Here is a 25,489-nt window from a genome sequence, read left to right on the forward strand (position 1 = left end):
TCTGCGGACTTTGTGTTGGCTTCGCAACAGCAGTGCCCTGATTTTCCTACGACCCTTGTAAACGACATGGCCGCTACCTGCACACTGGGCCCCATGAACGATTGGCCCGAGGGATGGTCCGGCGGCAACCGCGGCAACGAGTACGGACGCGGTAGCGCGAACGCACAGCCGGAGAGCGCACGCGTGATGCGCCAGGTACGACGCGGCCCGCAGGCCCCGCCGTACGGCGCCGGAGTCCCCCCGCAGCCGTCGTACACGGGCGGCCAGGGCTATGACGAGGGCCAGAACGGCTACGGCCAGGGCGGCTACGACAACGGCTACGACGGCTACAACACCGGCCAGGTCTACGGCGGCGGCGGCCCGGTCGGCCCCGAGGGCCCGGACGACGGGCGCGGTCCGCGGCGCGCGCCGAACTGGCGGCGCCGTATCAAGTGGACCGCGATCACCGTGGTCACCGTGCTGGTCGCGACCACCATCGGCACCTACTTCTGGGCCGACTCCAAGCTGAACCGCGACGTCGACCTGTCGAAGGTGATCGACCGGCCGGCGGGCGGCGACGGCACGAACTACCTCATCGTCGGCTCCGACAGCCGCGAGGGGCTGACGGCCGCCGAGAAGAAGAAGCTGCACACCGGTTCCGCCGCGGGCAAGCGCACCGACTCGATGATGATCCTGCACGTCGGCGACAGCGGCGACACGCTGATCTCGCTGCCGCGCGACTCGAACGTCACGATCCCGTCGTACGTGGGCTCCACCTCGGGCAAGACGTACCCGAACACGGGCCGGCAGACCAAGCTCAACGCCGCTTACGCGGAAGATGGGCCGACGCTCCTCGTCCGCACCGTCGAGTACAACATGGGCCTGCACATCGACCACTACGTAGAGATCGGCTTCAACGGCTTCGCGGACATCGTGGACGCGGTCGGCGGTGTCACGCTCACCATCGACAAGGGCTTCAAGGACTCGTACTCGGGCGCCGACTTCAAGGCCGGCAAGCAGACGCTGAACGGCGAGGAGGCGCTGGCCTTCGTCCGCACCCGGCACGCGTTCGCCGCCTCCGACCTCCAGCGCACGAAGAACCAGCAGAAGTTCCTGTCCGCCCTCGCCCACCAGGTGGCGACCCCGGGCACCCTGCTGAACCCCTTCAAGCTCTACCCGACCCTCGGCGCCGGCCTGGACTCCCTGTCCGTCGACAAGGACATGTCGCTCTGGGACCTGGCGTCCATGTTCTGGGCGATGAAGGGCGTCAGCGGCGGCGACGGCACCTCGATGAACATGCCGATCTCCGGCTCCACCGGCGGCAACCTCCTCTGGGACAAGGCGAAGGTCAAGACGCTGGTGAACGAGCTGAACAACGACCAGAAGGTCACGGTCTCCGGCAACTGACCGGTGCCACGAAGAAGGGGGCCCCTGTCCACCAGGGGCCCCCTTCTTGTGCTCGCCGCTACGGCAGGTTGCGCGCCATGACGATGCGCTGGACCTGGTTGGTGCCCTCGTAGATCTGCGTGATCTTCGCGTCGCGCATCATGCGCTCCACCGGGTAGTCGCGGGTGTAGCCGTAGCCGCCGAGGAGCTGGACCGCGTCGACGGTGACCTCCATCGCCACGTCCGAGGCGAAGCACTTGGCCGCCGCGCCCTGGAAGGTGAGGTTCTTGTCGCCGCGCTCCGAGGCGGCGGCCGCCTGGTAGGTCAGGGCGCGGGCCGCCTCGATCTTCATGGCCATGTCGGCCAGCATGAACTGGATGCCCTGGAAGTCGGCGATCGGCTTGCCGAACTGCTTGCGCTCCTTGACATAGCCCTTGGCGTAGTCGAGGGCGCCCTGCGCGATGCCGAGGGCCTGGGCCGCGATGGTGATGCGGGTGTGGTCCAGGGTCTTCATCGCGGTGGCGAAACCGGTGCCCTCGGCGCCGATCATGCGGTCGGCCGGGATGCGGACGTTGTCGAGGTAGACCTCGCGGGTCGGGGAGCCCTTGATGCCGAGCTTCTTCTCCGGGGCACCGAAGGAGACGCCCTCGTCGGACTTCTCGACGACGAACGCGCTGATGCCCTTGGAGCGCTTCTCGGGGTCCGTCACGGCCATCACCGTGTAGTACTCGGAGACGCCCGCATTCGTGATCCAGCGCTTCACGCCGTCGAGGACGTAGTGGTCTCCGTCGCGGACCGCCTTCGTCTTCATGCCGGCCGCGTCCGAGCCCGCGTCCGGCTCGGAGAGGGCGTAGGAGAACATCGCGTCGCCCTTGGCGAGCGGGGTCATGTACCGCTTCTTCAGGTCCTCGGAGCCGGAGAGGATCACGGGGAGCGAGCCCAGCTTGTTCACCGCGGGGATGAGGGAGGAGGACGCGCAGACGCGGGCGACCTCCTCGATCACGATCACCGTGGCCAGGGCGTCCGCGCCGGTGCCGCCGTACTCCTCGGGGACGTGGACGGCGTGCAGGTCGTTCGCGACGAGGGCGTCGAGCGCCTCCTGCGGGAAGCGGGACTCCTCGTCCACCGCTGCGGCGTACGGCGCGATCTTCGCCTCGGCCAGTGAGCGGATCGCGTCGCGGAGCATGTCGTGCTCCTCTGACGGGCGGTACAGGTCGAAGTCAGCCGATCCGGCCAAGGTCTCTCACGCTCCAAGGACGCTGTGATGACGGCGCTAATTACCGTTAAGTAACCCAAATTTTAGGGGCCCGCCCACGGGAGTGATACGTGAGCTTGGCGACAGGGGGAAAGTTGCCCGTCAGAGCGTCCGACTATGCTCGGGCGCGCATCCGCCCGTAGACCTTCTGGAGCATCCATGGCCCTCAAGATCACCGTGATCGGCACCGGCTATCTCGGCGCCACGCACGCCGCGGCCATGGCCGAGCTGGGCTTCGAGGTGCTGGGTCTCGACGTGGTGCCCGAGAAGATCGCGATGCTCCAGCGGGGCGAGGTCCCGATGTACGAACCGGGGCTGGAGGAGCTGCTGCGCAAGCACGTCGCCGGTATCGAGGGCTCCACCGGGCGGCTGCGTTTCACCATGGACTGGGCGGAGGTCGCGGAGTTCGGCGACGTCCACTTCATGTGCACGAACACCCCGCAGAAGCACGGCGAGTACGCCTGCGACATGTCGTACGTCGACCGGGCCTTCGAGCTGCTCGCCCCGCACCTCACCCGCCCCGCGCTCGTCGTCGGCAAGTCCACCGTGCCGGTCGGTTCGGCGGACCGGCTGGCCGCGTATCTCGCCGAGCACGCGCCCGCCGGCGCGGACGCCGAGCTGGCCTGGAACCCGGAGTTCCTGCGCGAGGGCTTCGCCGTCCAGGACACGCTGCACCCGGACCGGATCGTGGTCGGCGTACGGAGCGAGCGGGCCGAGAGGCTGATGCGCGAGGTGTACGCGACGCCGATCGCGGCCGGGGCGCCGTTCGTGGTGACCGACTTCCCGACCGCCGAGCTGGTGAAGACGGCCGCGAACTCCTTCCTCGCCACCAAGATCTCCTTCATCAACGCGATGGCCGAGGTCTGCGAGGCCGCCGACGGCGATGTCGTGAAGCTGGCCGAGGCGATCGGGCACGACGAGCGGATCGGCAGCAAGTTCCTGCGGGCCGGGATCGGCTTCGGCGGGGGCTGCCTGCCCAAGGACATCCGGGCGTTCATGGCGCGCGCCGGCGAGCTGGGCGCCGACCAGGCCCTCACCTTCCTGCGGGAGATCGACTCCATCAACATGCGGCGGCGCGGCCAGATGGTCGAGATGGCGCGCGAGGCGCTCGGCGGCGGGTCCTTCCTGGGCAAGCGGGTCGCCGTGCTCGGCGCGGCCTTCAAGCCCGACTCGGACGACGTCCGCGACTCCCCCGCGCTGAACGTCGCCGGCCAGATCCACCTCCAGGGCGGCCAGGTCACGGTCTACGACCCGAAGGGCATGGACAACGCCCGGCGGCTGTTCCCGACGCTCGGGTACGCCGACACCGCCGTGGAGGCCGTGCGCGGCGCCGATGTCGTCCTGCACCTGACGGAGTGGCGGGAGTTCCGCGAGCTGGACCCGGCGGAACTCGGCGAAGGCGTGCGGGCCCGCCTCATTCTCGACGGGCGGAATGCGCTCGACCCGGAGCTGTGGCGGAAGGCCGGCTGGACTTACCGGGCGATGGGCCGGCCCACCGCATAACGGGTCCGGGACGGAGGGGGCCTTGGGGCCGAGGGAGTCCCGGGCGGGTAATTCCCCTGCGGCTCACCGGAATTCCAGGACGGGGGCGACCGCACGTGTGGATGCCGTGCCACCCCGCCCGGAGCCTGGGCCCTGGGCTCCTGAGGCTTGACCGCCCTTGTACGGCACGGACCCGAATGGGCATATGCCACCTCCGGGAATTCCCGCGCCGAGTTCGAATTCAATTCGAGTAATGTGTGGGAATCGGTCTGCCTCCTGCGCGCTTTCTTCACAGTCGCATTGCGTGGAATAACGTCGATGTCACCCGGTCTCACAGTCGGGCCACACCCGAAAGAGAGCCAGGCAACAGGCGGTTAACTGGCCCGTAGTCACGGGGAATCCGCACTCCACTGCACTGAGTCGCGTCCGCCGCATTCCGCGGCTGGATTGACCTGAGCATGCCAGGAGTGTCTCATCATGCCCTTGTTCCGCCGGGCGGAGTGGCCGAGAGATCACCGCGACGAGCTGGTCGCGGGCGCGCTGGTCGGAGCCGTGGTGATCGTGCTCGGCTACGCGTCGGGCATCGGCGCCCCCACCGCCTCCGGCGAGGCCGCCGCGCCCGCCGCCACGCCTCCCGCCGCCACCGCACCACCGGCCGCCGGACCGGCTCCGGCCGACTCCGCCCCGGGCGGTTCGGAGGTCCAGGTCCCGGGCGGCACAGGGGGGTTCCCGGTGACCGGCGGAACCGGCACGGGCACGGGGTCCGGCACCGGCCTCGGCACCGGAGGGACCGGCACCGGGCACGACCACGGCAGCTCGCCCACCTACGGGCCCACGCCGACCCCCGCCTCCCCGTCCCCCACCCCCGCCCCGTCCGGCTCCTCGACCACGGCACCGCCCGCCGACGGCAGCGGCTGCGAGGACGGCGAGGTGCGTGTCGTGGCACCGCTCCTGACCGGACTCACCCAGTCCCTCTTCGGCGTCCTCGACGGCGCGGACGCCGAAGAGCCCACCGCACAGCCCTCACCGTGCGTCGGACTCGCCCCGCTGGACGGCCTGTTGGGCGCCACGGCGGCACCGGCCTCCTCCGCGTCCCCGTCGCCGGAGGCCACGCGATGACGACCGTGACGACCGTCCGCCGCGCCCTCCTGGTTCTGCTCTCCGCCGTCCTCCTCGGTCTCCTCACCACCACCCCCGCCGCCGCCCACACCGAACTGGTCCGTTCCACGCCGAAGGACGGCGCCCGGCTGGAGAAGGCTCCCGACGACCTCACCCTCGTCTTCGACGAGGCCGTCGACCCGGCCGACATACGCGTCATGACCCCGGACGGCGACCGGCTGCCCGTGACCCGGATGCCGGGCAGGGGCAGTGCCACGGTGCGGGTCGCGCTCCCCCACGCGAGCGGGGACACCCTCGCGCTCACCTGGTCCGTCATCGACGAGGAGGACGGCCACGCCACCTCCGGGCGGCTGACCTTCGGCATCGGTACGCGGACCGCCCAGGACCGCGGCGGCGAGGCCACGGCCGCTCCCGCACCCTTCCCCTCGGTGCGCAAGGGCCTCGTCGCCGCCCGCTGGACCGGATATCTGTCGCTGGCCCTGTTCGTGGGCGGCCTCGCCTTCGTCGCCCTGCTGTGGCCGCGCGGCGCGGGCGAGCGGCGGGCGCGGGTGCTGCTCGGCCTCGCCTGGACGTGCGGGCTGGCGTCGACCGTGGCGAGCCTCGGCCTGCAGGGCGCGTACACCGCGCTCGGCGGTCTGCGGGACGCGCTGCGCCTGGCGACGTACGCCGACGTCCTCGTCACCGAGCCCGGCATCGCGCTCGCCGCCCGGGGCCTGTTGTGGGTGCTCGCGGCCGTGGTGCTGGCCGCGCTGCTGCAGGGCGGTGCGCGGACCGCGCGCTCGCCCGGCTGGCGGGTCGGGGCCGGCGCGGTGAGCCTCGGACTGCTGCGGGCCACCGGCATGGCGGGCCACGACTCCGAGGGCACCGAGCCCACTTGGGGCGCCGTCGCCGACCTCGTCCACCTGCTCGGCGTCTCGCTCTGGATCGGCGGCCTGATCATGCTCACGGTGGCCGTGCTGCCGCACCGCGAGCCCGGTGAGCTGGCGGCCGTGGTGCCCGGCTACTCGAAACTGGCCGCCGTGAGCGTGACGGCGATCGTGGCCGCCGGTCTGGTGCTCGCCTGGCAGATCGTGGGGTCCTACGACGCCCTGCTGCACACCTCGTACGGGCATCTGCTGCTCCTCAAGACGGGCGTCCTCGCCGTCGTCCTGGCCGCCGCCTGGTGCAGCCGCCAGTGGACGCGCACCCGCCTCGATCTCGCCGTGCTGCTGCGCGGCGACGCCGCCACCGTGCGGCCCTTCGGTTACTCGGTCGCGGCGGAGACGGGGCTCGTCCTCGTCGTGCTCGCCGTGACGAGTCTGCTGGTCACGGCCAACCCTGGCCGTTGAACTCCCCTATGGAACAAAGGAGTTGCTTTGAAACGCACTGAAGAGACCGGTGACCGGCGGCGCCGCGCACCGGCCGGCAACCGGGCCCTGCTGGTCGCCGGGCTCGGCGCGGCCCTCGCGGCCGTGCTCAGCCTGGGGCTCCTGCAGGCGGCCTCCGGCTCCGGCGCAACCTCGGACACGGCGCCAGCGGGCGCGGCTCAGGCGCCCGCAGCCGCGGCGGCCGAGGTGCGGCCCGCGGCGGCTGCCGAGCCGGACTACCAGGTCGACATCACGAACTACAAGTTCGGCGACGGCAAGCAGCTCGTCGTCAAGGTCGGCCAGACCGTCCGGTGGACCAACCACGACAGCGCGCCGCACACGGTCACCACCACGAAGGCTCCGGTGAAGTTCGACTCGGGCACCCTGAACCAGGGCGACTCGTGGTCGTACACGTTCACCAAGGCCGGGACGTACGAGTACTACTGCGCCGTGCACCCGGACATGGTGTCGTCGGTGAAGGTCGTCGCGGACGACGGCGGCGGCACGGGCGGCGGTACGACACCCACGGCCACGCCGACGGCGACCCCGACCGGCACGCCCACGGCCACCCCGACGGCCACCCCGACCGGCATGCCCATGCCCACCGACACGGCGACCGCCGCACCCACCGCCACGCCGACCGGGTCCGACGGCGGCAGCACCCGGTGCACCAGCGTCCAGGACGTACTGCTGCCGATCCTCCAGCACATCGACACCGCGCACCTGGAACGCTCCCCGGCCCAGCAGGTGCAGGACGCGCTCGCCCTCGACTCCTACATCAAGATGCACACGGTGTGGGTCGAGACGATCCTCAAGCCCGTCACCGAGGGCGGCGGCACGGTGCTCGACAGCACGCTCAGCGTGCTGCTCAACCACATCGACAAGGCACACCTGGAGGAGTCGCTCGGGCAGCAGATCACCGATCTGCTCGACGTCGACGGCTACGTGAAGATGCACACGGTCTGGGCCGAGCAGCTGCTCACGCCCACCGAGGACTTCGTCACCGGCAACTGCTGACCCGGTCCGCGACACGACAAGGACGCCGGTCCGGCCGAGGCTCAGTCGGCCGGACCGGCGCCCGCTCATTCTCCACGTGTTCACCACCACTCCGGAACCGCTTTCACAGGAGACCTGGATGACAACCGTCACTCTCCCCACCGTCCCGCCCCCACCGGAGTCGCACACCGGCACCCGTCGCCTGCCGCTGCCCGGCGACTACCCGGTGGCGCCCGGCCGCTCGCTCGTCGAACTCACCTGCTGGTACGGCCCGTTGCCCACGTTGCGCCGCCGCATAGCCCTCACCGGGGCGTCCCTCACGGTTCCCGACTCCTCCGAACACCCCTTGTTCCGCTTCGAGTTCGACGACCCGCGGCTCTCGGCCCGGCTCACCTCCGAGCGCGTGGAGCCGCTCGCCGGCGGCCGCCGGCTGCAGCTCACCGGCGACCTCGACATCGACGGGACCGCCTTCCCCGTACTGCTGCGGCTGCGCGTCGTCGAGCACGCGGAGGACCGGCTGCTCGTGGTGGGTACGGCCCGGCTGCCGTACCGGCCGCTGCGGCGGGCCACGGGTTTCCGGGCCGGCCGTCCCGCCACGCGGCTGCGGCTGCTGGTCGCCGCGGAGTTCGCGTGAGGGCGGCGGGGCGGGCATTGCCGGGTGCCGCCGTACTCGCCCTTCTCGGTCTGCTGGTGCTGCCCGCCGGACCGGCGTCGGCCGCGTCGTACCACGTGGTGATGAAGGGGTACGCCTTCTCGCCCGCGGCGCTGACGATCACGGCGGGCACGACGGTGACCTGGACCAACGAGGACACCGCACCGCACGACGTGAAGACCACGTCGGGTCCGGTCGCGATCCACTCCCCCATGCTGAGCAAGGGCGGGAGCTGGAGCTTCACGTTCGGCACGGCGGGCTCGTACGGCTATGTCTGCACCGTCCACCCGGGCATGACGGCCCAGTTGGTGGTGAAGGCGGCGGCACCGGCGACATCGGCGGCGCCCACGGCGCACGAGCACGGCGGCTCGTCGTCGGGTTCGTCCGGGTCGGCCGGATCGGCCGGGTCCGGGCAGCACCGCGCGACCGTGCCGGGCCGGACCGCCGCGGCGAGGACACCCGCGCACTCGCCGTCCCCGTCCCACGCGATGTCGATGCCGACGGCGGCGGCCGCACCGGCACCCGCGACGACCGCGCCGCAGGCCGCACAGGTCCAGCAGGCCGCGTCGACGTCCCGTCCGCTGGATCCGCTGCTGGTGCTGGCCGGGCTGGTGGCCGGAGTCGCCGTCGTGTGTCTGCTGCTGGTGGGGTCGCGGGCCGCGCAGGCGGACGGCGGGAGCGAGGCGAAGAGCTAGGACGGCTCTCCGGCCTGCCGGGCACGGTACGTCCGCATCTTCGCGCGCGCCCCGCACACCGCCATCGAGCACCAGCGGCCCCGGCCCGCCGGGCTGCGGTCGTAGTACGCCCAGTGACAGGTCGGGGCCTCGCAGGCCTTGAGGCGGGGCCAGGTGCCCGCGACGAGGGACTGGGCGATCGCCGCCGCGACACGGGAGAGCAGGGGTTCCGCGTCGGCGGGGGTCAGGCGCGCGGAGCCGTCGTGGGCGTCGAGCGCGATCAACAGCGGGGCGCGCGCGAGGAGTTCGCCGAGCGGGGTGACGTCCTGGTGCGCGGGGTGGCCCGCGTGGGCGAGCAGGGTGGCACGCAGGGACTCGCGGAGTTCGCGGGCCTGCGGGACCTGGTGTGCCGTGAGTCCGAAGGGGGCCCGGCCGTCCTCCGTGTCCAGCGCGTCGGCTCCCGCCTCGATGTCCAGCGTGTTCACCAGGGCCTCGATCAGGGCCAGGTCGCCGGGCGCGGGAACTCTCTCACTCATGCTTGCGACGTTACCGCCTATGCGGGAGCATGAGGTAACCGTTACCGCCTGACGCCACATATGGGTAACCCGAAGGAGTCCGTCATGGCCATCGCCGAGCTGGGTGCCGTCGTCCTGGACTGTCCCGACCCGCGCGCGCTCGCCGCGTTCTACTCCGGGATCCTGGGCGGCACCGTCGAGGACGAGGACGGGGGAGAGTGGGTGGATCTGAAGGTGCCCGGCGGGCAGACGCTGGCGTTCCAGCGGGCACCCGGGCACGTACCGCCGAAGTGGCCCGCGCCCGGCGACTCGCAGCAGTTCCATCTCGACCTGACCGTCGAGGACCTGGACGCCGCCGAGAAGGGCGTCCAGGAGCTGGGCGCGACCCCGCTGGACACCGAGGACCGCGCGCGCAGCTTCCGGGTGTACGCCGACCCGGCGGGGCACCCGTTCTGCCTCTGCGCCTGCTGACCCAGGAGATCGTCGTGACTGCCGTTCGCTTCCGTTCCACCGTGATCGACTGCCCGGACCCGCTCGCGCTCGCCGGCTTCTACGCCGGCGTCCTGGGCGGCACGCCCCGCGCCGCCAGCGACGAGTGGGTCGTCCTCGACATTCCGGACGGCCCCCGTATCGCCTTCCAGCGGGTGACGGACTACACCCCTCCCGAGTGGCCGCGCGCGGACCGGCCGCAGCAGTTCCACCTCGACTTCGACGCCGGGTCGACGTGGGAGTCGGTCGACGCGGCGGAGACCGCCGTACTGGCGCTCGGCGCGCGGCTGTTGCAGAAGGTGGACGAGGAGGACTTCCGGGTGTACGCGGATCCGGCAGGGCACCCCTTCTGCCTCTGCCGGATCGACCACTAGCCGGAGCGCTACCCGTCCAGCTCGGCGATCTTCGCCGTCGACGGCTCGCGGCGCTGCTGGGCGGCGCGGGCCGTGAAGTCGGCGCTGCGCAGGGCGCGTTGGACGTTGCCCCAGCTGAGCAGGGCGAGGTCGGGCTCGGACCAGCCGCGGTGGAGGAGCTCGGCGAAGAGGTTCGGGTAGCAGGAGGCGTCGGCGAGGTCCTGCGGGTGGGCGGTGCCGGCGTCGTAGGTGCCGGACAGGGCGACGGACTCCGGGCCCGCGATCCGGCGCACGTGGTCGAGGTGGTCGGCGACGTCCCGGACGGACGGGCCGGTCTGCTCGGCGGTGAGCGGCACCATGCACAGGCCCTTGGCGGCGCCGACCGCGGCGAGGAGCCCGTCGGAGAGGTTCGCCGGGTGCGGGCGCAGGGTGCGGGCGGCGGAGCGGGTGAACAGTACCGGTGCCTTCGAGGCCGCGAGCGCGCGGCGGATCGTCTCCTCGGAGGCGCCGGAGAGATCGGCGAGCACCCCGAGCCGGTTCATCTCGCGGACGACCTCCTCGCCGAACCGGGTCAGCCCCGCCTCGCTCGCCCAGGACACCCCGGACAGCGTGAGGACCCGCAGCCCCAGCGCGTGCAGCGAGCGCAGGATGCCCAGCGAGTCACCGAGCGCGGGCGCTCCGGCGGGGCCGAGCAGCACGGCGATACGGCCGCAGTTGCGCACGTCCGTGGTCTGCCCGGCGGTGTACGCCAGCCGCAGCCCCTCCGGGTGGGCGCGGACCACGGTGTTCACCAGGTCGAGCTGCTCCAGGGTCGCGCCCACCGCCCGGTCCCCGGCCAGTCCCTCCGGCAGGTGCAGCGACCAGAACAGCGCGCCGACATGCCCCTCCCGCAGCCGTGGCACATCGGTGTCCACGGAACTCTCCCCCAGCTCCAGGTCGAACCACGGCAGATGCCGCAGTGCCCACGGCAGCCCGCTGTAGCCGTCGGCGACCGGGTGCGCGGCGAGGATGGCGTGCGCCCGCTCCAGCGGGGCCGCGGCCGGGTCGGAGACGGGGTCGTACGGTTCCGCGCTGTCCGGTGGGAAGGGCCCGGCGGGAAAGGGCTCATGGACCAAGTCGTCGAGCTCGCCGACCTCGGTCGTCGCGTGCAGTTGGTCCTGGAGGTCGGCCATGGCGGGCTCCGTACGTCGTTACGGCAGTACGGTCACCGTCGCACGCTGACGTGGGGGCTTCCTGGTGGGCGGGGCGTTCGGGGTACGGCGCGGGAACAGGCGCTCCCGCGCCGCGCAGCTCACCCGTCGTTCAGCCGTCCAGCGACTCGATCGTCGCGTTGGACGGCCCCCGCGTCGCCCGGATGTCCCGGGCCACGTCCTCCGCCGCGCCCAGCACCCGTACCGCGTTCTGCCAGGTCAGCTTGGCCAGGTCGGCCTTGGACCAGCCGCGGTCGAGGAGTTCCGCGATGAGGTTCGGGTAGCCGGAGACGTCGTTCAGGCCGTCCGGGGTGAAGGCCGTGCCGTCGTAGTCGCCGCCGATGCCGAGGTGGTCGACGCCCGCGACCTCGCGCATGTGGTCGAGGTGGTCGGCGACCGTGGAGACGGTGGCGACCGGGCGCGGGTGGTGCTCCTCGAAGGCGCGGTGCACCTTCATCGCCTCTTCGGTGGTCTCCAGGTGGTGCAGCCCGTGCGCCCGCATGTTGTCGTCGGCCGCGGCCGTCCAGTCCACGGCGGCCTGGAGCACGAACTTCGGCACGAACGTCACCATCGCCATGCCACCGTTGGCGGGGAGGCGTTCGAGCACGTCGTCGGGCACATTGCGCGGGTGATCGCAGACCGCCCGCGCCGACGAGTGGGAGAAGATCACCGGAGCCGTCGACGTGTCCAGCGCGTCGCGCATCGTGGTGGCCGCCACGTGCGAGAGGTCGACGAGCATGCCCTCGCGGTTCATCTCCCGCACGACCGCCCGGCCGAACGCCGACAGTCCGCCGACCCCCGGTTCGTCCGTCGCCGAGTCCGCCCACGCCACGTTGTCGTTGTGGGTGAGCGTCATGTAGCGCACCCCGAGGGCGTACAACCCCCTGAGCGTGCCGAGGGAGTTGGCGATCGAGTGCCCGCCCTCCGCCCCCATCAACGAGGCGATACGACCCTCCGCACGCGCCGACTCCATGTCCGCGGCGGTCAGCGCGGGCGCCAGCTCCTGCGGATAGCGGGCCAGCAACTGCCGTACGCAGTCGATCTGTTCGAGCGTCGTCGGCACCGGGTCGGGCAGGTCCGAGCGGACGTACACCGACCAGTACTGCGCCCCGACACCGCCCTCGCGCAGGCGCGGGAGGTCGGTGTGCAGATGCGCGTTCTGGTGTACGGCGATGTCGCGGGCGTCGAGGTCGTAGCCGACCTGCTTGCGCAGCGCCCAGGGCAGGTCGTTGTGCCCGTCGACGACCGGGAACTCGCGGAGCAGCTCCCGGGCCTGGTCCAGCGACGTCATGCCCGTCACTTCCCGAAGCCGAAGCCGCTGCCGCCGGCGCCGCTCTCGACCTTGGCGCGCAGCCGCTTGCCCTTCTCGGTGGCCTGGTCGTTCAGCTCCTGCTGGAACTCCCGCATCCGGACGAGGAGTTCCTCGTCGTGGGTGGCGAGGATGCGGGCGGCGAGCAGGCCCGCGTTGCGCGCGCCGGCGACCGAGACGGTGGCGACGGGGACACCGGCCGGCATCTGCACGATCGACAGCAGCGAGTCCATGCCGTCCAGGTACTTCAGCGGTACGGGGACGCCGATCACCGGCAGCGGGGTCACCGAGGCGAGCATGCCCGGGAGGTGGGCGGCGCCGCCCGCGCCCGCGATGATCACCTTGAGGCCGCGGCCGTCGGCCTGCTCGCCGTACGTGATCATCTCGCGCGGCATGCGGTGCGCGGAGACGACGTCGACCTCGTAGCCGATCTCGAACTCGTCGAGCGCCTTCGCGGCGGCCTCCATGACGGGCCAGTCGGAGTCCGACCCCATGACGATTCCAACGACGGCGGGTCCTGCGACGGAGCTCATTCGGTGATCGTGCCTCTCAGATAGCCGGCTGCGTGGCGGGCGCGGTCCAGGACGTCGGCCAGGTCGGTGCCGTAGGTGTTGACGTGGCCCACCTTGCGGCCGGGCTTCACGTCCTTGCCGTACATGTGGATCTTCAGCTGGGGGTCGCGGGCCATGCAGTGCAGGTACGCGGAGTACATGTCCGGGTAGTCGCCGCCCAGGACGTTGCACATCACGGTCCAGGGGGCGCGGGCGCGCGGGTCGCCGAGCGGGAGGTCGAGGACCGCGCGGACGTGGTTGGCGAACTGGCTGGTGACCGCGCCGTCCTGGGTCCAGTGGCCGGAGTTGTGCGGGCGCATCGCGAGTTCGTTGACGAGGATGCGGCCGTCGCCGGTCTGGAACAGCTCGACGGCGAGATGGCCGACGACACCGAGTTCCTTGGCGATGCGCAGCGCCATCTCCTCGGCCTGGAGGGCGAGGGACTCGTCGAGGTCGGGGGCGGGGGCGATGACCGTGTCGCAGACGCCGTTCACCTGCTGGGACTCGACGACCGGGTAGGCGACGGCCTGCCCGTGCGGGGAGCGGACGACGTTCGCCGCCAGCTCCCGTACGAAGTCGACCTTCTCCTCCGCGAGGACCGGGACACCGGCGCGGAAGGGGTCAGCGGCCTCCTCCGGGCTGTCCACGACCCACACGCCCTTGCCGTCGTAGCCGCCGCGCACGGTCTTGAGGACGACCGGGAAGCCGTCCCCCTCCGCCGCGAAGGCGACGACATCCGCCGGATCGGCGACGATGCGGTGCCTCGGGCACGGCACACCGATCTCGACGAGCTTGGCCCGCATCACGCCCTTGTCCTGGGCGTGCACGAGCGCGTCCGGGCCCGGGCGCACGGGGATGCCGTCCGCCTCCAGGGCGCGCAGATGCTCGGTGGGTACGTGTTCGTGATCGAAGGTGATCACATCGCAGCCCCGCGCGAACTCACGCAGCGTGTCGAGGTCGCGATAGTCGCCGATGACGACATCGCCGACGACCTGCGCCGCGGAATCCTGAGGGGTGTCACTGAGGAGCTTGAATCTGATGCCGAGCGGGATGCCCGCCTCGTGTGTCATACGAGCGAGCTGCCCCCCGCCGACCATGCCGACTACCGGGAACGTCACTCCCCCAGGGTATCGGTCACGCCGCGGCGGCCCGATTTCCGTACCTCTTACCGTTCTTTTCCGGGTCTCTTCCCGACCTGTGAGCGGCTTCACGGGCGGCGGGGGAATGCGATGGTTAGCATGGCTGGGTCGACGAATCCGAGATGACAGGGGCCTGCACAACCATGGAACGTGGTTCCGAAGGGCCTTTCAAACGGCTCGCGCGCGAGGTCGCCAAGTTCGGCGCGGTGGGCGTGGTGGGCACCGTGGTGAACTTCGCGGTCTCCAACCTGCTGTGGCATCTGACCAGCCTGCAGGCCGTGCGCGCCAATGTGATCGCGACGATCGTCGCCATCGGGTGCAACTACGTCGGCTTCCGCTACTTCACCTACCGTGACCGCGACAAGAGCGCCCGTACCAAGGAACTCACCCTGTTCCTGGCGTTCAGCCTGGTCGGCCTGGTGATCGAGAACGGCGTCCTGTTCGCGGCGATCTACGGCTTCGGCTGGGACAGCTCGCTCCAGCGCAACGTCTTCAAGGTGCTCGGCATCGGCATCGCGACGCTGTTCCGCTTCTGGTCGTACCGCACCTGGGTGTTCAAGGCGCTGCCGGCCGAGGAAGCGGTCCTGGACGCCGAGGCTTTTCCTAAGCCGTCGGAGCCGCAGCCACTGCCCCGCCCCAAGCAGCGCGTGAGCTGAACCGGACCTCGCTCCTCAGCGGACCGTGGGCTCTTCCTCGTCCGCCGGCAGCCGCTTCGTCGGCGGTGTGCGCGACAGGAACAGCCCGAACACCGGCGGCTGCGCCTGCAGCATCTCCAGCCGGCCGCCGTCCGCCTCCGCGAGGTCACGGGCGACCGCCAGGCCGATCCCCGTGGAGTTGCGGCCGCTGATCGTCCGCTCGAAGATCCGCGCACCGAGATCGGTCGGAACCCCCGGACCCTCGTCCGTGACCTCCACGACGGCCTGGTTGCCGGTGACACGGGTGCGCAGGGCGACCGTGCCGCCGCCGTGCATCAGCGAGTTCTCGATCAGCGCGGCGAGTACCTGGGCTACGGCCCCCGGTGTGCCGACGGCCTGCAGATGCCGCTTGCCCGAGCTGACGATCGCGCGGCCGGAGCTGCGGTAGGCGGGCCGCCACTCGGCCAGCTGCTGCTGGATGACCTCGTCGAGATCGAAGGAGACGGCGGAGCCCGTACGGGGGTCACGCGCGTTGGTCAGCAGCCGCTCCACGACATCGGTGAGCCGCTCGACCTGCGTGAGCGCGATCGTCGCCTCCTCCTTCACCGTGTCCGGGTCGTCCGTGAGGGTGATCTCCTCGAGGCGCATGGACAGCGCGGTCAGCGGCGTACGCAACTGGTGCGAGGCGTCCGCGGCGAGCCTGCGCTCGGCGGTGAGCATGCGGGCGATGCGCTCGGCGGAGGAGTCGAGGACATCGGCGACCCGGTCCAGCTCCGGGACGCTGTACCGCTTGTGCCGGGGCCGCGGGTCACCCGACCCCAGCCGCTCGGCGGTCTCCGCGAGGTCGGTGAGCGGCGAGGCGAGCCGGTTGGCCTGCCGCACCGCGAGCAGTACGGCGGCCACCACGGCGAGCAGCGCCACGGCGCCGATGATCAGCAGCGTCCGCCCGACCTCACGGGTCACGGTCGAGCGCGGCTCCATCACGGTGACCGTCTCGCCCTCCTCGCCCTTGGCGGTGGAGCGGATGACGTCACCCGCCGGCTTGGTGCCGACCTCGATCACCGGGTCGCCGGGGATGCGGATCACGGCGTAACGGTCCTCCGTGACCTGGGTGCGCAGCACCTCCGAGTCGACGATCTCCGCGCCGAGGATCCGGCTGTCCACGATGCTGGCCAGCCGGAGCGCCTCGGAATCCACGCGTTCCTGGGCGCTGTTGCTGATCGTGCGCGTCTCGACGATGACAAGGGACACACCGAACACGGCGATGACCACGAGCACCACGGCGAGCGTGGACTGAATAAGACGACGACGCACGGCACTCTCCGGGAAACGGCGACTTCAGCGCCCCGTCAGGGGCGCGGGGAACTGCGCGACCAGCCCAAGACGACGGCCAGTCGCACACATCACACCAGCCACCCACGGCGCAACGCGCGTAGCCGACCTAGCTCTTTTCGAACCGGAACCCGACACCACGCACGGTGGCGATGTACCGAGGATTCGCCGCATCGTCACCGAGCTTCTTCCGCAGCCAGGAGATGTGCATGTCGAGGGTCTTGGTGGACGACCACCACGTGGTGTCCCAGACCTCGCGCATCAACTGGTCACGAGTCACCACCCGCCCCGCGTCCCGCACGAGAACGCGCAGCAGGTCGAACTCCTTGGCGGTGAGCTGGAGTTCCTCGTCACCCATCCACGCGCGGTGCGACTCGACGTCGATCCGCACGCCGTGCGTGGCCGGCGGCTGCGCCGGCTCCGCGGCGCCGCGCCGCAGCAGGGCCCGGACACGGGCGAGCAGTTCGGCGAGCCGGAAGGGTTTGGTGACGTAGTCGTCGGCGCCCGCGTCGAGGCCCACGACGGTGTCCACCTCGTCGGCGCGCGCGGTCAGGATGAGGATCGGGACGGTGTGGCCCTCGGCGCGCAGTCGGCGGGCCACTTCAAGGCCGTCCATGCCGGGCAGGCCCAGGTCCAGGACACACAGGTCGATGCCGCCCTGGATGCCGGCATCGAGCGCTGTCGGTCCGTCCTCGCGCACCTCGACCTCGTAACCTTCCCGTCGCAAAGCGCGGGCCAGCGGCTCCGAGATGGACGCGTCGTCCTCGGCGAGCAGTACACGGGTCATGAGGTGATGGTAGTCCGCCTCGGACAGCGGTCGGGGTGTGATCGCCACGAGTGATTCTTACCTTGGGGCAAGTCGGGTGTGCTCCGGTGAAGGATGTGGTCGGAACCTGTGCCTGTGGGATGCCATCCTGATATCCACCTTCGAATCGGCGCCCACGGTTCCACTTCTTCCTGTGATCCGTGTCTCAAGTCCTTCCATATCCGGCACTGTCCTGCCGTATGGTGACCTGACCGCTTGTAGTGACACCGGGGACCTTTGGCGAGCATTTACTGCTGAAGGTCTTTTTTGTGTGCGGCCCCCGGCCAACAAGGCCCGACCAGCAAGGATCGACCATGGCGTCCAGCCTGACGAAGGACTCGGTGACTCCGGGCACCCCCGGTTCCGAGAAGACCTTCTTCGGCCACCCCCGCGGACTGGCCACACTCTTCATGACCGAGATGTGGGAGCGCTTCTCCTACTACGGCATGAGGGCCCTGCTTCCCCTGTACCTGGTCGCCCCCGGCGGCCTCCACCTGAGCGCGGCCACCGCTACCGCGATCTACTCGGTGTACCTGTCCCTCGTGTACCTGCTCGCCCTGCCCGGCGGCTGGTTCGCGGACCGGGTCCTCGGCCCCCGCAAGACCGTCGCGGTCGCCGGCGTGATCATCATGCTCGGCCACCTCACGCTCGCCCTCCCCACCTCGGGCACGTTCTTCGCAGGTCTCGGCCTGGTCGCGATCGGCTCGGGTCTCCTCAAGGCCAACATCTCCACGATGGTCGGCCACCTCTACGAGGGCCCCGACGACCCGCGCCGCGACGGCGGCTTCACCCTCTTCTACATCGGCATCAACCTCGGCGCGTTCGCCGCACCGCTGGTCATCGGCACCGTCGGTGAGAACGTCAACTGGCACCTCGGCTTCGCGCTCGCCGCGGTCGGCATGGCGCTGGGCCTCGCGCAGTACCTGCTCGGCACCCGCCACCTCAGCTCCCGCTCGGACGTCGTCCCCACGCCGCTGTCCGCCGAGGAGAAGGCGGCCACGCTCCGCAAGTCGGGCCTCTGGGCGGCCGTCGCGATCGTCTTCTACGCGGTCGTCGGCTTCTCCGGCCACTACACGCTGAACTGGCTGCTCGTCCCGATCACCGTCGCCGGTCTGCTCATCCCGGTCCTGGTCATCGCCCGCATCAAGCGCGACAAGACCCTCGACCGCGCCGACCAGTCGAAGATGTCCGCGTACATCTGGTTCTTCGTCGCCGCGGCCGTGTTCTGGATGATCTACGACCAGGGCGGCTCGACGGTGTCCCTGTTCGCCGACTCCTCCGCCAAGAACACCGTCTTCGGCTGGGACTTCCCGGTCTCCTGGTACCAGTCGGTCAACCCCGTCCTCATCATGGCCCTCGCCCCGGTCTTCGCCTGGGCCTGGCTGGCCCTGGCCCGCCGCGGCAAGGAGCCGAGCACGGCCACGAAGTTCGCGATGGGCCTCATCCTCATCGGCGCGTCCTTCTTCCTCTTCCTGGCCCCGCTCGCGATCGCCGACGGCGGCCACAAGGCGGCGGCGATGTGGCTCGTGGCGATCTACTTCGTCCAGACGGTCGGCGAACTGACCCTCTCCCCCGTCGGCCTCTCCGTCACCACGAAGATGGCTCCCGCCAAGTACGCCTCCCAGATGATGGGCGTCTGGTTCCTCGCGGTCACCGCGGGCGACGCGACGACGGGTCTGCTGTCGATCGCCGGAGTGGACCTGAACAAGACCGGCATCGTCGCGTTGCAGGCCGTTCTCGCGGTGCTCGCCGGTGCGGCGGTGTGGATGTACCGGAAGAAGGTGCGGGAGCTCATGGGGGATGTGCACTGACGCCGGAGTTCTGACGGTGCTGGTTGGCCACTCGCTTCTTGCCAGTGGCCAACCCGCACTTGTCTACCGCAGCCGCCTCCGCCCCGGCAGGAACGTAAACACCGCCACACCCAACAGGATCGCCGTACCGGACACCAGCCCGAGCGCCTTGAGACCGCCGTGGCTGTCGGAGCCGGTCTCCGCGAGCCCGCCCGAGGACGACGTCGACGTACCACCAGAAGACGTCGTGCTGCCGGACGCGCCGCTCGCCTGCTCCGTGGTGTCCAGGGTCAGCGACACCTCGGACTTGGTCGGCGTGCAGGTCGTCGTCGTGCCGAGGGCCTTGACCGTCAGAACCCCGGGAGCCAGCGTCGACGTACCGCTCGCGCCGGGCTTGTACGTGCCGGTCAGGTCGGGGATCTCGATCGGGTCGCCGGACTTGATGGCGGAGGAGTTCGTCGGTCCCTCCACATGCACGGTGCCCTTGTCCGCGCCGCCGAGGACCACCTCCATCGAGGGGCTGACGGAGTTCGCCGGGATGTCGGCGGGGCTGTCCATCACGGAGCCGTTGAACTGCACGGTGAGGTCGTAACTCCCGCCGTCCTTCTTGGCGTTGATCTGCACGGGCGAGGTCGCGCTCTTGTCACCGATGGGCGTCTTGCACGCGTACGGGACGGAGACCTCTTTGCCGGTGAAGTCGGTCTGGCCGGTGCCGTCGCTCGCGCTGGCGGATGCAGAGTCGCTGGGGCTGCTCGACGCGGACTCGGAGGCCGATCCGGAGGCGGATTCGGACGCGGACTCCGATGCGGATGTCGAGTCCGTCGGGGTCGGTGTCGTGCTCGGCGAACTGCCGTCCCCCGCCGTGACGTCGATCGTCGCCGACGTCGGAACCGTCACCGTCGGCGCGCACTTGGTGTCCGTCCCGAACGCGTTGACCGTGTACGCGCCCGGCGTCAGCGTCACCTCGCCGGCCGTGGTGAGTTTCAGGGTGCCCTTCATGTCGGACAGCGTCATCGCGCCGCCCTTGGGAATCGCCGGGTTCTCGCGCGGACCCAGCATCGCGATGTCGGCGGTCTGCGCGCCTCCCGCCTTCAAAGTCCCCGACGGCTGAACGGAGTTGGCGGGCAGGTCGATGATGTCGGGGTTCTTGGACGCGGCCTGCGTGAACTTCCACACGACGTCGACCGTGTCGCCGACGTGTGCCGTGGCGGGCGCGGTGATCTCGACCTTGGTGGTGCCGTCGACGGGGTCGATGCCCGCGGGCGGCACGCAGTGGGTGGCGTAGGACACCTCGGCGGCCTGCGCGGACCCGGCGCTCATGCCGAGCAGGACGCCCGCGCCGCCGAGAACCATCGCGGCGGCCGCCGCACCCGCCCTCATTCCGCCGGCCGGTATGACTCTCCTTCGCTTTCTCACTGAAGTCCCTTCCTGGTGGGAGTCGTTGGACTCGTCGGACTGTCGTCGTGCGGTGCGGAGAGCCGGCCGGCCGTGCCCGGATCGGAGTCCGGGGTGAACCACGGCAGGGTCGAGGTCACGGGGGTCGTGGTCGGTGCGGGCGTGCCGGACTTCGGCAGGCGCAGGGCGAGTTGTTCGGGCAACCGCGGTCGCAGGCGCAGGCCCCGGTGCCGGGCCGGTCCCTTGCTGCGGCCCGCCTTGCGCGGCCGTAGCCGGTCCACCACGGCCATGCCGACGCGGAACACCGCCGCCGGTACGACCACGCAGAGCAGGATCCAGAACAGGGTCACGCCCCAGGGGCGGCCCACGCCCCACGGCTCCTCGGCGAGCACCCGGCCGCCGTACTTGAGGGAGACGCTGTAGTCGCCGTGCGCCCCGGCCGACAGTTCGACCGGGAGCTTGATCTCCGCCTTGCCGCCGGGCGCGATCGTGCCGCTGAACTGCTGGTCGTCCCACTGCGGTGCGAACACCCCGTGGGAGGTGCCGACTTGGAACACGGGGTTCTTGACGGGGGACGAGCCTGCGTTGCCGACGGTGAAGACGAGCGTGCGGGACGCGGGTGCCCCGAACCAGGTCAACAGCCCGCTGGAACCGTCCAGTCGGGTGTCGGAGAGGACCGACAGCCGTCCGGTCGACGGCTCGGCGGGCAGTGGTTCGACCGCGTGGCCCGCCACCTGGAAGACGGCGTCCGCCGACGCGCTCGCCCCGGTCACCGTCGCCACATGCACCACGCACGGGCAGGGCACCGGCGGTTCGGACACCGGCAGTTTCTTGCTGAAGACGCCCTTGGCGTCGGTCGTGACGGCCCGGCCGTCCGCGTTGGCACAGGAGTTGGTGCCGCCGATCACCCCGCGCGCGGGCGTGGCCTGCCCGCAGATCAGCACCATCAGCAGGGCGTGCGTCCGCCAGCCGCTGCCGGAGACGGTGATCGAACCGCCGGTCCCCGCCTGCGACTTGGAGAGCGTCACCTTCGGTCCGTCGGCCGCCGCGACCGGTGTCGCCCCCGCCCACGACAGCAGAAGCAGCGCGACCGCCGCCACCAGCGCCGAGATCCGCACCTTGCCGCTCACATCACCGCTCCCGTCAACTCGGCTTCCGTGCGCGGAGGTTCGGCCGCGCGACCGTCGTCGTCCCTACGGCGCCGCCGGCGTCGTACGAGAAACAGCGCGCCCCCGGCCGTCAGCGCACCCGCGGTTGCCGCCACCGCGCCCCAGGGCACGAAGCGTGCCGATGTCTCCGCCGTGTCGTGGGCGCCGCCCGGTGCCGTGACGGTGAGGCGGAGGTCGACCGCGTCGAGGGCGGGGCGGTGCCAGGGTTCGGTGAGTTTCAGGCGGCGGCCGGGCGGGAGCTGGACGGGGAGGGTGCGCGGGGCGCGGTCGAGGCGGGCACCGAGGAGGCCGGTGGCGTGGACGGCGAGGCTCGGGGTGAGGGGTGTGGTGCCGCGGTTGACCAGGTCGTAGGTGATGCGGTCGCCGTGTACGGCGAGGTGTTCGACGGTCAGTGCGGACAACTCGGGGCCGTTGACGCGGAGTTGGAGTCGTACCGTCGCCTCCCGGCCGTCCGTGTCGCGGGCCGCGATCGTGCCGGTGCGGTCGCCGGGTGCGGCGGTGGCGGGGACGTTCACCGTGAACGGGATGTCGGCCCGGGTACGGGCGGGGACCCGAACCGCCGTCGCGGCGAAGGTGATCGGCACGCCCGTGCCGCGCAGTCGTACGGTGACCGGCCGGGTGGTGGGGTTGGTCACGGACACCGTGTCCTGGAGGGTCGTACCGGGCTCGCCCTCGGCGTAGCAGGCCGGGCGTCCGCCGCCCGCGGGCGCGAGGGACCAGCCGTCGGCGGCCGTCGCGGTGGGCGCGGCCGTCAGCACGGCGAGGAGGGACAGGCACAGGACGCGGGCGGTCGACAGCATGGGCGGCTCCACGGCGGACGTGCGGGGGCTGTCAACGGCGGGCGCGGGCCGTCTGGTTGCGCCGGGTCAGCCACAGGGTGCCCGCCGCGCCCGCGAGCAGCACCGTGCCGCCGAGCGTGCCGAGGGCGATGACCGAGTCGTCGGGGCCGGTCTTGGGGAGCGTGCCGCCGGAGTCCGTACCGGTGTCACTCCCGGTCGAGCCGCTGGATCCCGATGACCCGCCCGCCGCCGTGACGTCCAGCGTGAGGGACGGTCCTGGGCTGTTGGTGGGGGTGCACGTGGTCGTCGTGCCGAGGGCCTTGATGGTGAGAACGGCCGCGGTGAATGTGACCTTGCCGCTGGCCTTCGGGGTGTACGTGCCGGTCAAGTCGTTGATTTTGATGGGGGTGTTGGCGGGGATCGCGGCGGCGTTGGCGGGGCCCGACACGGAGACGGTGCCGCTGTCGGCGCCGCCCACCTTGATGGTGGCGCTCGGGCTCATCGCGCCCTTGCCGAGTTCGACAGGGCTGGAGGAGACGCCCTTCTGCCAGGACATGGTGAGCTTGTAGCCGCTGCCGCTCTTGACGCCCTTGATGTCGATGGGCGAGACGGCGGTCTTGACGCCGATCGGTGTCTGGCACTTGTAGTTGACGTCGACCACGTCGGCCCGGGCTGCGGGGGCGGCCATGAATACCGCCGAGCCGGCCAGGGCCGCGACGGACGCGAGCGCTGCGGTTCGTTTCTGGTACGACACGGTCCCCTCATTCCTGACGGCACATCAGATCGGCCGTCAAGGTACGCCCGGGGTCGTGAGGAGGGAAGGCAAAGCGCACGCCGGAGTTGTGACGATCCGGCGTGCGTCAGTTGTCGGGGAAACGATTTTCTTGTAGAGCTCCCGTGGGCGCCGAGCCGGCGCTAGGCCGGTGCTCCCAGCTCCGCCCACACGGTCTTTCCGGTGACGCCCGGGGTCCGTACGACCCCCCAGTCCAGGCACAGCCGCTGCACGATGAACATGCCGTGGCCACCGGGGCGGCCGGCGCGGTGCGGGGTTCTGGGGGCGGGCTGGCCGGTGCCGCGGTCGGCGACCTCGACCCGGATCACCTTGTTCTCGCAGGTGATCCACATCTCGTCCGGCCCTTCGGCGTGCAGACAGGCGTTGGTGACCAGCTCGGAGACGACGAGAAGCACGTCCTCGGCGGCGGCGCGGCGGTCGGCACCCTCGGCGGGCAGCCAGCCCCAGGCGTAGAGGGCCTGGCGGGCGAAGTCGCGGGCGAGGGGGACGACCCCGCTCTCACCCGCGAAACTGAGTCTGCGGGTGTGCCGGCCGACGGCCGGTTCGGCGTCGTCCCCGGTGGACGGCACGGAAGCGCCCCCCGCGGGCGCCCCCGTAGCGCCACCGGGCTCCGGGCGGTCGCCCGGCGGGTAGGGCCGGGTGGTGCTCATCAGCGCTTCACCTCACCGATTCACCGGTTCACGAGTCAAGAGTCGGTACGTGTTCAACAGTCAGTAGTACGTGGGCCATGGGCGTTTTCGTCGCTCCCGTCGCCGACAGGTTCAGATGTTCTCCTGCCCGGGCGAACCGGCAAAACACCCCTTATTCGTCGGCGAGAGCAGCCTCAAGGGTGTCGTGGACGGTGAAGACCGCATCCGCCCCTGTGATCTCGAATACGCGCGCCACCGCGGGCTTCATCCCCGCGAGGTGCACTCCGCCGTCCGCGGCTTCCGCCTTCAGGCGCGCGCCGAGCAGTACGTTCAGGCCCGTGGAGTCGCAGAACTCCAGCCGTGAGCAGTCCACGACGAGCCGTGCGTACCCATGGGCGAGCAGGTCGTCCAGCGGCTCGCGCAACAGATCGGCGGTGTGGTGATCCAACTCACCCGCCGGTGTCACGACGGCGCTGAGGCCCTGTTTCCGCACCTCGACCAGAAGCCGGCCAGACTGTGCGCTGCCGACCGTCCCGCGGTCCATGCCGTCTCTCTCTCCCGAGGTCGTGGCTGTTGACGTTCGCCCTGGAACACTACGCCTTCCTCACACTCTCCGACACCCGAACAACCGCCCATAAATGGACATATGGGTACGCAGCGCACTTGCGGCGGGCTCCGGAAAACGGGTAGGGCTAGTAGGGACAAGTTTTTGGACATGCGATTACGACCAATCGACCCGACCGACACGACCGGCTTTGGAGGCGCCGCACTCCGCAGTGCACGCACCGGCTCCGGCAGCCATATGCCGAGAACGATGGAGGACACCATGTCACCCCGGCTCGACGCATCGCCTACCCCGACAGCGACGTCGACACCCCCACCGGCACAACTGGATCCCAATCCCATCATCGAGGGGCTCCCCGAGATCCCCCCGTACGACGAGGTCGGAGCCGTAGACGCACGTGCTCTGTCCAAGACGCTCTTCGAGCGGCTGGAGTCCCTCGAAGAAGGGACGCACGCGTACTCGTACGTCCGCAACACGCTCGTCGAACTCAACCTCGCGCTGGTCAAGTTCGCCGCCTCCCGCTTCCGTTCGCGCAGCGAGCCGATGGAGGACATCATCCAGGTCGGCACGATCGGCCTGATCAAGGCGATCGACCGCTTCGAACTCAGCCGCGGCGTCGAGTTCCCCACCTTCGCGATGCCCACCATCGTCGGTGAGATCAAGCGCTTCTTCCGCGACACCTCGTGGTCCGTGCGCGTCCCGCGCCGGCTGCAGGAACTCCGGCTCGACCTGGCCAAGGCCGGCGACGAACTGGCCCAGCAACTCGACCGCGCCCCCACCGTGGCCGAGTTGGCGGAGCGTCTGAAGCTCTCCCGCGACGAGGTCGTGGAGGGCATGGCGGCGTCAAATGCCTACACGGCCAGCTCACTCGACGCCCAGCCCGAGGAGGACGACTCCGAGGGCGCGCTCGCGGATCGTATCGGATACGAGGACCACGGGCTCGAAGGCATCGAGTACGTCGAGTCGTTGAAGCCGCTGATCGCCGAACTCCCGCAGCGGGACCGGCAGATCCTCTCCCTGCGCTTCGTCGCCAACATGACGCAGTCGGAGATCGGCGACGAACTGGGCATCTCGCAGATGCATGTGTCGCGGCTGCTGTCGCGGACGCTGGTGAAGCTGCGAAAGGGCCTGACGGTCGAGGAGTAGCCCTCGGCCCGTCCCC

The 25,489-nt window shown here is 70.7% G+C and carries 26 protein-coding genes; 12 read left to right on the top strand and 14 right to left on the bottom strand.

Annotation, left to right across the window (positions count from 1 at the left end):
• Positions 1-93 precede the first annotated feature (93 nt).
• Positions 94-1,386, top strand: coding sequence for an LCP family protein (locus tag SSP08S_RS34525; RefSeq protein WP_019072231.1), 1,293 nt, complete (start codon positions 94-96; stop codon positions 1,384-1,386).
• Between the two features lie 58 nt (positions 1,387-1,444).
• Here the strand turns inward: SSP08S_RS34525 and SSP08S_RS34530 are convergent, their stop codons facing one another.
• Positions 1,445-2,602: an acyl-CoA dehydrogenase gene (locus SSP08S_RS34530; protein WP_026179085.1), complete on the bottom strand. Its 1,158-nt coding sequence runs from the start codon at positions 2,600-2,602 to the stop codon at positions 1,445-1,447.
• A 177-nt stretch (positions 2,603-2,779) separates the two neighbouring features.
• Here SSP08S_RS34530 and SSP08S_RS34535 point away from each other — a divergent pair, with 177 nt between their 5' ends.
• From SSP08S_RS34535 to SSP08S_RS34560, 6 genes are all read left to right on the top strand, one after another.
• The gene (locus tag SSP08S_RS34535) at positions 2,780-4,123 is read left to right on the top strand and encodes a UDP-glucose dehydrogenase family protein (protein WP_019072233.1); all 1,344 of its coding nucleotides are present in this window, start codon (positions 2,780-2,782) and stop codon (positions 4,121-4,123) included.
• Positions 4,124-4,579: 456 nt separating this feature from the next.
• The gene (locus SSP08S_RS34540; RefSeq protein WP_019072234.1) at positions 4,580-5,221 is read left to right on the top strand and encodes a hypothetical protein; all 642 of its coding nucleotides are present in this window, start codon (positions 4,580-4,582) and stop codon (positions 5,219-5,221) included.
• Entirely contained in the window at positions 5,218-6,549 is a 1,332-nt protein-coding gene (locus SSP08S_RS34545; protein ID WP_019072235.1) for a copper resistance CopC/CopD family protein, read from the top strand. Before SSP08S_RS34540 ends, SSP08S_RS34545 begins: the two co-directional genes overlap by 4 nt.
• Positions 6,550-6,576: 27 nt before the next feature.
• Entirely contained in the window at positions 6,577-7,584 is a 1,008-nt protein-coding gene (locus SSP08S_RS34550) for a cupredoxin domain-containing protein (protein WP_019072236.1), read from the top strand.
• Between the two features lie 118 nt (positions 7,585-7,702).
• Positions 7,703-8,197 carry a hypothetical protein gene (locus SSP08S_RS34555; protein ID WP_019072237.1) on the top strand — a complete coding sequence of 165 codons (495 nt, stop codon included), beginning with the start codon at positions 7,703-7,705 and terminating at the stop codon, positions 8,195-8,197.
• Entirely contained in the window at positions 8,194-8,910 is a 717-nt protein-coding gene (locus SSP08S_RS34560) for a cupredoxin domain-containing protein (protein WP_043259895.1), read from the top strand. Before SSP08S_RS34555 ends, SSP08S_RS34560 begins: the two co-directional genes overlap by 4 nt.
• On the opposite strand, the gene SSP08S_RS34565 is transcribed toward SSP08S_RS34560, so the two are convergent.
• Positions 8,907-9,425 (bottom strand): CGNR zinc finger domain-containing protein, encoded by a 519-nt coding sequence (locus SSP08S_RS34565; protein ID WP_019072239.1) that lies wholly within the window; start codon positions 9,423-9,425, stop codon positions 8,907-8,909. The two genes, SSP08S_RS34560 and SSP08S_RS34565, sit on opposite strands and share 4 nt — an antisense overlap.
• Positions 9,426-9,509: 84 nt before the next feature.
• Between SSP08S_RS34565 and SSP08S_RS34570 the strand changes: the two genes are divergently transcribed.
• Together SSP08S_RS34570 and SSP08S_RS34575 are read left to right on the top strand one after the other, a co-directional pair.
• Entirely contained in the window at positions 9,510-9,875 is a 366-nt protein-coding gene (locus SSP08S_RS34570; protein ID WP_019072240.1) for a VOC family protein, read from the top strand.
• Between the two features lie 14 nt (positions 9,876-9,889).
• Entirely contained in the window at positions 9,890-10,267 is a 378-nt protein-coding gene (locus tag SSP08S_RS34575) for a VOC family protein (protein ID WP_019072241.1), read from the top strand.
• 8 nt (positions 10,268-10,275) lie between these two features.
• On the opposite strand, the gene SSP08S_RS34580 is transcribed toward SSP08S_RS34575, so the two are convergent.
• The 4 genes from SSP08S_RS34580 to SSP08S_RS34595 form a co-directional block, all read right to left on the bottom strand.
• Entirely contained in the window at positions 10,276-11,418 is a 1,143-nt protein-coding gene (locus SSP08S_RS34580; protein WP_019072242.1) for a dipeptidase, read from the bottom strand.
• 130 nt (positions 11,419-11,548) lie between these two features.
• Positions 11,549-12,727 carry a dipeptidase gene (locus tag SSP08S_RS34585; RefSeq protein WP_019072243.1) on the bottom strand — a complete coding sequence of 393 codons (1,179 nt, stop codon included), beginning with the start codon at positions 12,725-12,727 and terminating at the stop codon, positions 11,549-11,551.
• A 5-nt stretch (positions 12,728-12,732) separates the two neighbouring features.
• Positions 12,733-13,278: a 5-(carboxyamino)imidazole ribonucleotide mutase gene (gene purE, locus SSP08S_RS34590; RefSeq protein ID WP_078532605.1), complete on the bottom strand. Its 546-nt coding sequence runs from the start codon at positions 13,276-13,278 to the stop codon at positions 12,733-12,735.
• On the bottom strand, positions 13,275-14,414 hold the full coding sequence (locus tag SSP08S_RS34595; protein ID WP_026179087.1) for a 5-(carboxyamino)imidazole ribonucleotide synthase: 1,140 nt from the start codon (positions 14,412-14,414) through the stop codon (positions 13,275-13,277). Before SSP08S_RS34595 ends, purE begins: the two co-directional genes overlap by 4 nt.
• A 164-nt stretch (positions 14,415-14,578) precedes the next feature.
• Between SSP08S_RS34595 and SSP08S_RS34600 the strand changes: the two genes are divergently transcribed.
• Positions 14,579-15,091 (top strand): GtrA family protein, encoded by a 513-nt coding sequence (locus tag SSP08S_RS34600; protein ID WP_019072246.1) that lies wholly within the window; start codon positions 14,579-14,581, stop codon positions 15,089-15,091.
• 15 nt (positions 15,092-15,106) lie between these two features.
• Here the strand turns inward: SSP08S_RS34600 and SSP08S_RS34605 are convergent, their stop codons facing one another.
• Both SSP08S_RS34605 and SSP08S_RS34610 read right to left on the bottom strand, forming a co-directional pair.
• Positions 15,107-16,384, bottom strand: coding sequence for a sensor histidine kinase (locus tag SSP08S_RS34605; RefSeq protein ID WP_026179088.1), 1,278 nt, complete (start codon positions 16,382-16,384; stop codon positions 15,107-15,109).
• A 127-nt stretch (positions 16,385-16,511) separates the two neighbouring features.
• On the bottom strand, positions 16,512-17,189 hold the full coding sequence (locus SSP08S_RS34610) for a response regulator transcription factor (RefSeq protein WP_174447603.1): 678 nt from the start codon (positions 17,187-17,189) through the stop codon (positions 16,512-16,514).
• A 332-nt stretch (positions 17,190-17,521) separates the two neighbouring features.
• On the opposite strand from SSP08S_RS34610, the gene SSP08S_RS34615 reads away from it, so the two are divergent.
• Entirely contained in the window at positions 17,522-19,018 is a 1,497-nt protein-coding gene (locus tag SSP08S_RS34615) for an oligopeptide:H+ symporter (protein WP_019072249.1), read from the top strand.
• Between the two features lie 63 nt (positions 19,019-19,081).
• Here SSP08S_RS34615 and SSP08S_RS34620 read toward each other — a convergent pair whose 3' ends face one another.
• From SSP08S_RS34620 to SSP08S_RS34645, 6 genes are all read right to left on the bottom strand, one after another.
• The gene (locus tag SSP08S_RS34620; protein WP_019072250.1) at positions 19,082-20,377 is read right to left on the bottom strand and encodes a hypothetical protein; all 1,296 of its coding nucleotides are present in this window, start codon (positions 20,375-20,377) and stop codon (positions 19,082-19,084) included.
• A 32-nt stretch (positions 20,378-20,409) separates the two neighbouring features.
• Entirely contained in the window at positions 20,410-21,522 is a 1,113-nt protein-coding gene (locus SSP08S_RS34625; RefSeq protein WP_019072251.1) for a hypothetical protein, read from the bottom strand.
• Positions 21,519-22,361, bottom strand: a complete 843-nt coding sequence (locus SSP08S_RS34630) for a COG1470 family protein (RefSeq protein WP_019072252.1) — start codon at positions 22,359-22,361, stop codon at positions 21,519-21,521. The genes SSP08S_RS34625 and SSP08S_RS34630 overlap by 4 nt, the downstream gene beginning before the upstream one ends.
• Before the next feature lie 31 nt (positions 22,362-22,392).
• Positions 22,393-23,094, bottom strand: a complete 702-nt coding sequence (locus SSP08S_RS34635; RefSeq protein WP_019072253.1) for an LPXTG cell wall anchor domain-containing protein — start codon at positions 23,092-23,094, stop codon at positions 22,393-22,395.
• Positions 23,095-23,255: 161 nt separating this feature from the next.
• A complete protein-coding gene (locus SSP08S_RS34640) occupies positions 23,256-23,783 on the bottom strand; it encodes an ATP-binding protein (protein ID WP_026179089.1) in 528 nt (175 codons plus the stop codon).
• Positions 23,784-23,934: 151 nt separating this feature from the next.
• Entirely contained in the window at positions 23,935-24,306 is a 372-nt protein-coding gene (locus SSP08S_RS34645) for an STAS domain-containing protein (RefSeq protein WP_019072255.1), read from the bottom strand.
• A gap of 282 nt (positions 24,307-24,588) precedes the next feature.
• On the opposite strand from SSP08S_RS34645, the gene SSP08S_RS34650 reads away from it, so the two are divergent.
• Positions 24,589-25,473 carry an RNA polymerase sigma factor SigF gene (locus SSP08S_RS34650; RefSeq protein WP_019072256.1) on the top strand — a complete coding sequence of 295 codons (885 nt, stop codon included), beginning with the start codon at positions 24,589-24,591 and terminating at the stop codon, positions 25,471-25,473.
• The last annotated feature ends 16 nt before the right edge of the window (positions 25,474-25,489 follow it).

The sequence above is a fragment of the Streptomyces hokutonensis genome (assembly GCF_000376565.1).
Classification (GTDB): Bacteria; Actinomycetota; Actinomycetes; order Streptomycetales; family Streptomycetaceae; genus Streptomyces; species Streptomyces hokutonensis.

Coding starts and splice junctions, on each gene's coding strand:
- SSP08S_RS34525 (WP_019072231.1), top strand. CDS start 94: ATGAACGATTGGCCCGAGGGATGGTCCGGCGGCAACCGCGGCAACGAG.
- SSP08S_RS34535 (WP_019072233.1), top strand. CDS start 2,780: ATGGCCCTCAAGATCACCGTGATCGGCACCGGCTATCTCGGCGCCACG.
- SSP08S_RS34540 (WP_019072234.1), top strand. CDS start 4,580: ATGCCCTTGTTCCGCCGGGCGGAGTGGCCGAGAGATCACCGCGACGAG.
- SSP08S_RS34545 (WP_019072235.1), top strand. CDS start 5,218: ATGACGACCGTGACGACCGTCCGCCGCGCCCTCCTGGTTCTGCTCTCC.
- SSP08S_RS34555 (WP_019072237.1), top strand. CDS start 7,703: ATGACAACCGTCACTCTCCCCACCGTCCCGCCCCCACCGGAGTCGCAC.
- SSP08S_RS34565 (WP_019072239.1), bottom strand. CDS start 9,425: ATGAGTGAGAGAGTTCCCGCGCCCGGCGACCTGGCCCTGATCGAGGCC.
- SSP08S_RS34570 (WP_019072240.1), top strand. CDS start 9,510: ATGGCCATCGCCGAGCTGGGTGCCGTCGTCCTGGACTGTCCCGACCCG.
- SSP08S_RS34580 (WP_019072242.1), bottom strand. CDS start 11,418: ATGGCCGACCTCCAGGACCAACTGCACGCGACGACCGAGGTCGGCGAG.
- SSP08S_RS34585 (WP_019072243.1), bottom strand. CDS start 12,727: ATGACGTCGCTGGACCAGGCCCGGGAGCTGCTCCGCGAGTTCCCGGTC.
- purE (WP_078532605.1), bottom strand. CDS start 13,278: ATGAGCTCCGTCGCAGGACCCGCCGTCGTTGGAATCGTCATGGGGTCG.
- SSP08S_RS34600 (WP_019072246.1), top strand. CDS start 14,579: ATGGAACGTGGTTCCGAAGGGCCTTTCAAACGGCTCGCGCGCGAGGTC.
- SSP08S_RS34610 (WP_174447603.1), bottom strand. CDS start 17,189: ATGACCCGTGTACTGCTCGCCGAGGACGACGCGTCCATCTCGGAGCCG.
- SSP08S_RS34615 (WP_019072249.1), top strand. CDS start 17,522: ATGGCGTCCAGCCTGACGAAGGACTCGGTGACTCCGGGCACCCCCGGT.
- SSP08S_RS34620 (WP_019072250.1), bottom strand. CDS start 20,377: ATGAGGGCGGGTGCGGCGGCCGCCGCGATGGTTCTCGGCGGCGCGGGC.
- SSP08S_RS34630 (WP_019072252.1), bottom strand. CDS start 22,361: ATGCTGTCGACCGCCCGCGTCCTGTGCCTGTCCCTCCTCGCCGTGCTG.
- SSP08S_RS34640 (WP_026179089.1), bottom strand. CDS start 23,783: ATGAGCACCACCCGGCCCTACCCGCCGGGCGACCGCCCGGAGCCCGGT.
- SSP08S_RS34645 (WP_019072255.1), bottom strand. CDS start 24,306: ATGGACCGCGGGACGGTCGGCAGCGCACAGTCTGGCCGGCTTCTGGTC.
- SSP08S_RS34650 (WP_019072256.1), top strand. CDS start 24,589: ATGTCACCCCGGCTCGACGCATCGCCTACCCCGACAGCGACGTCGACA.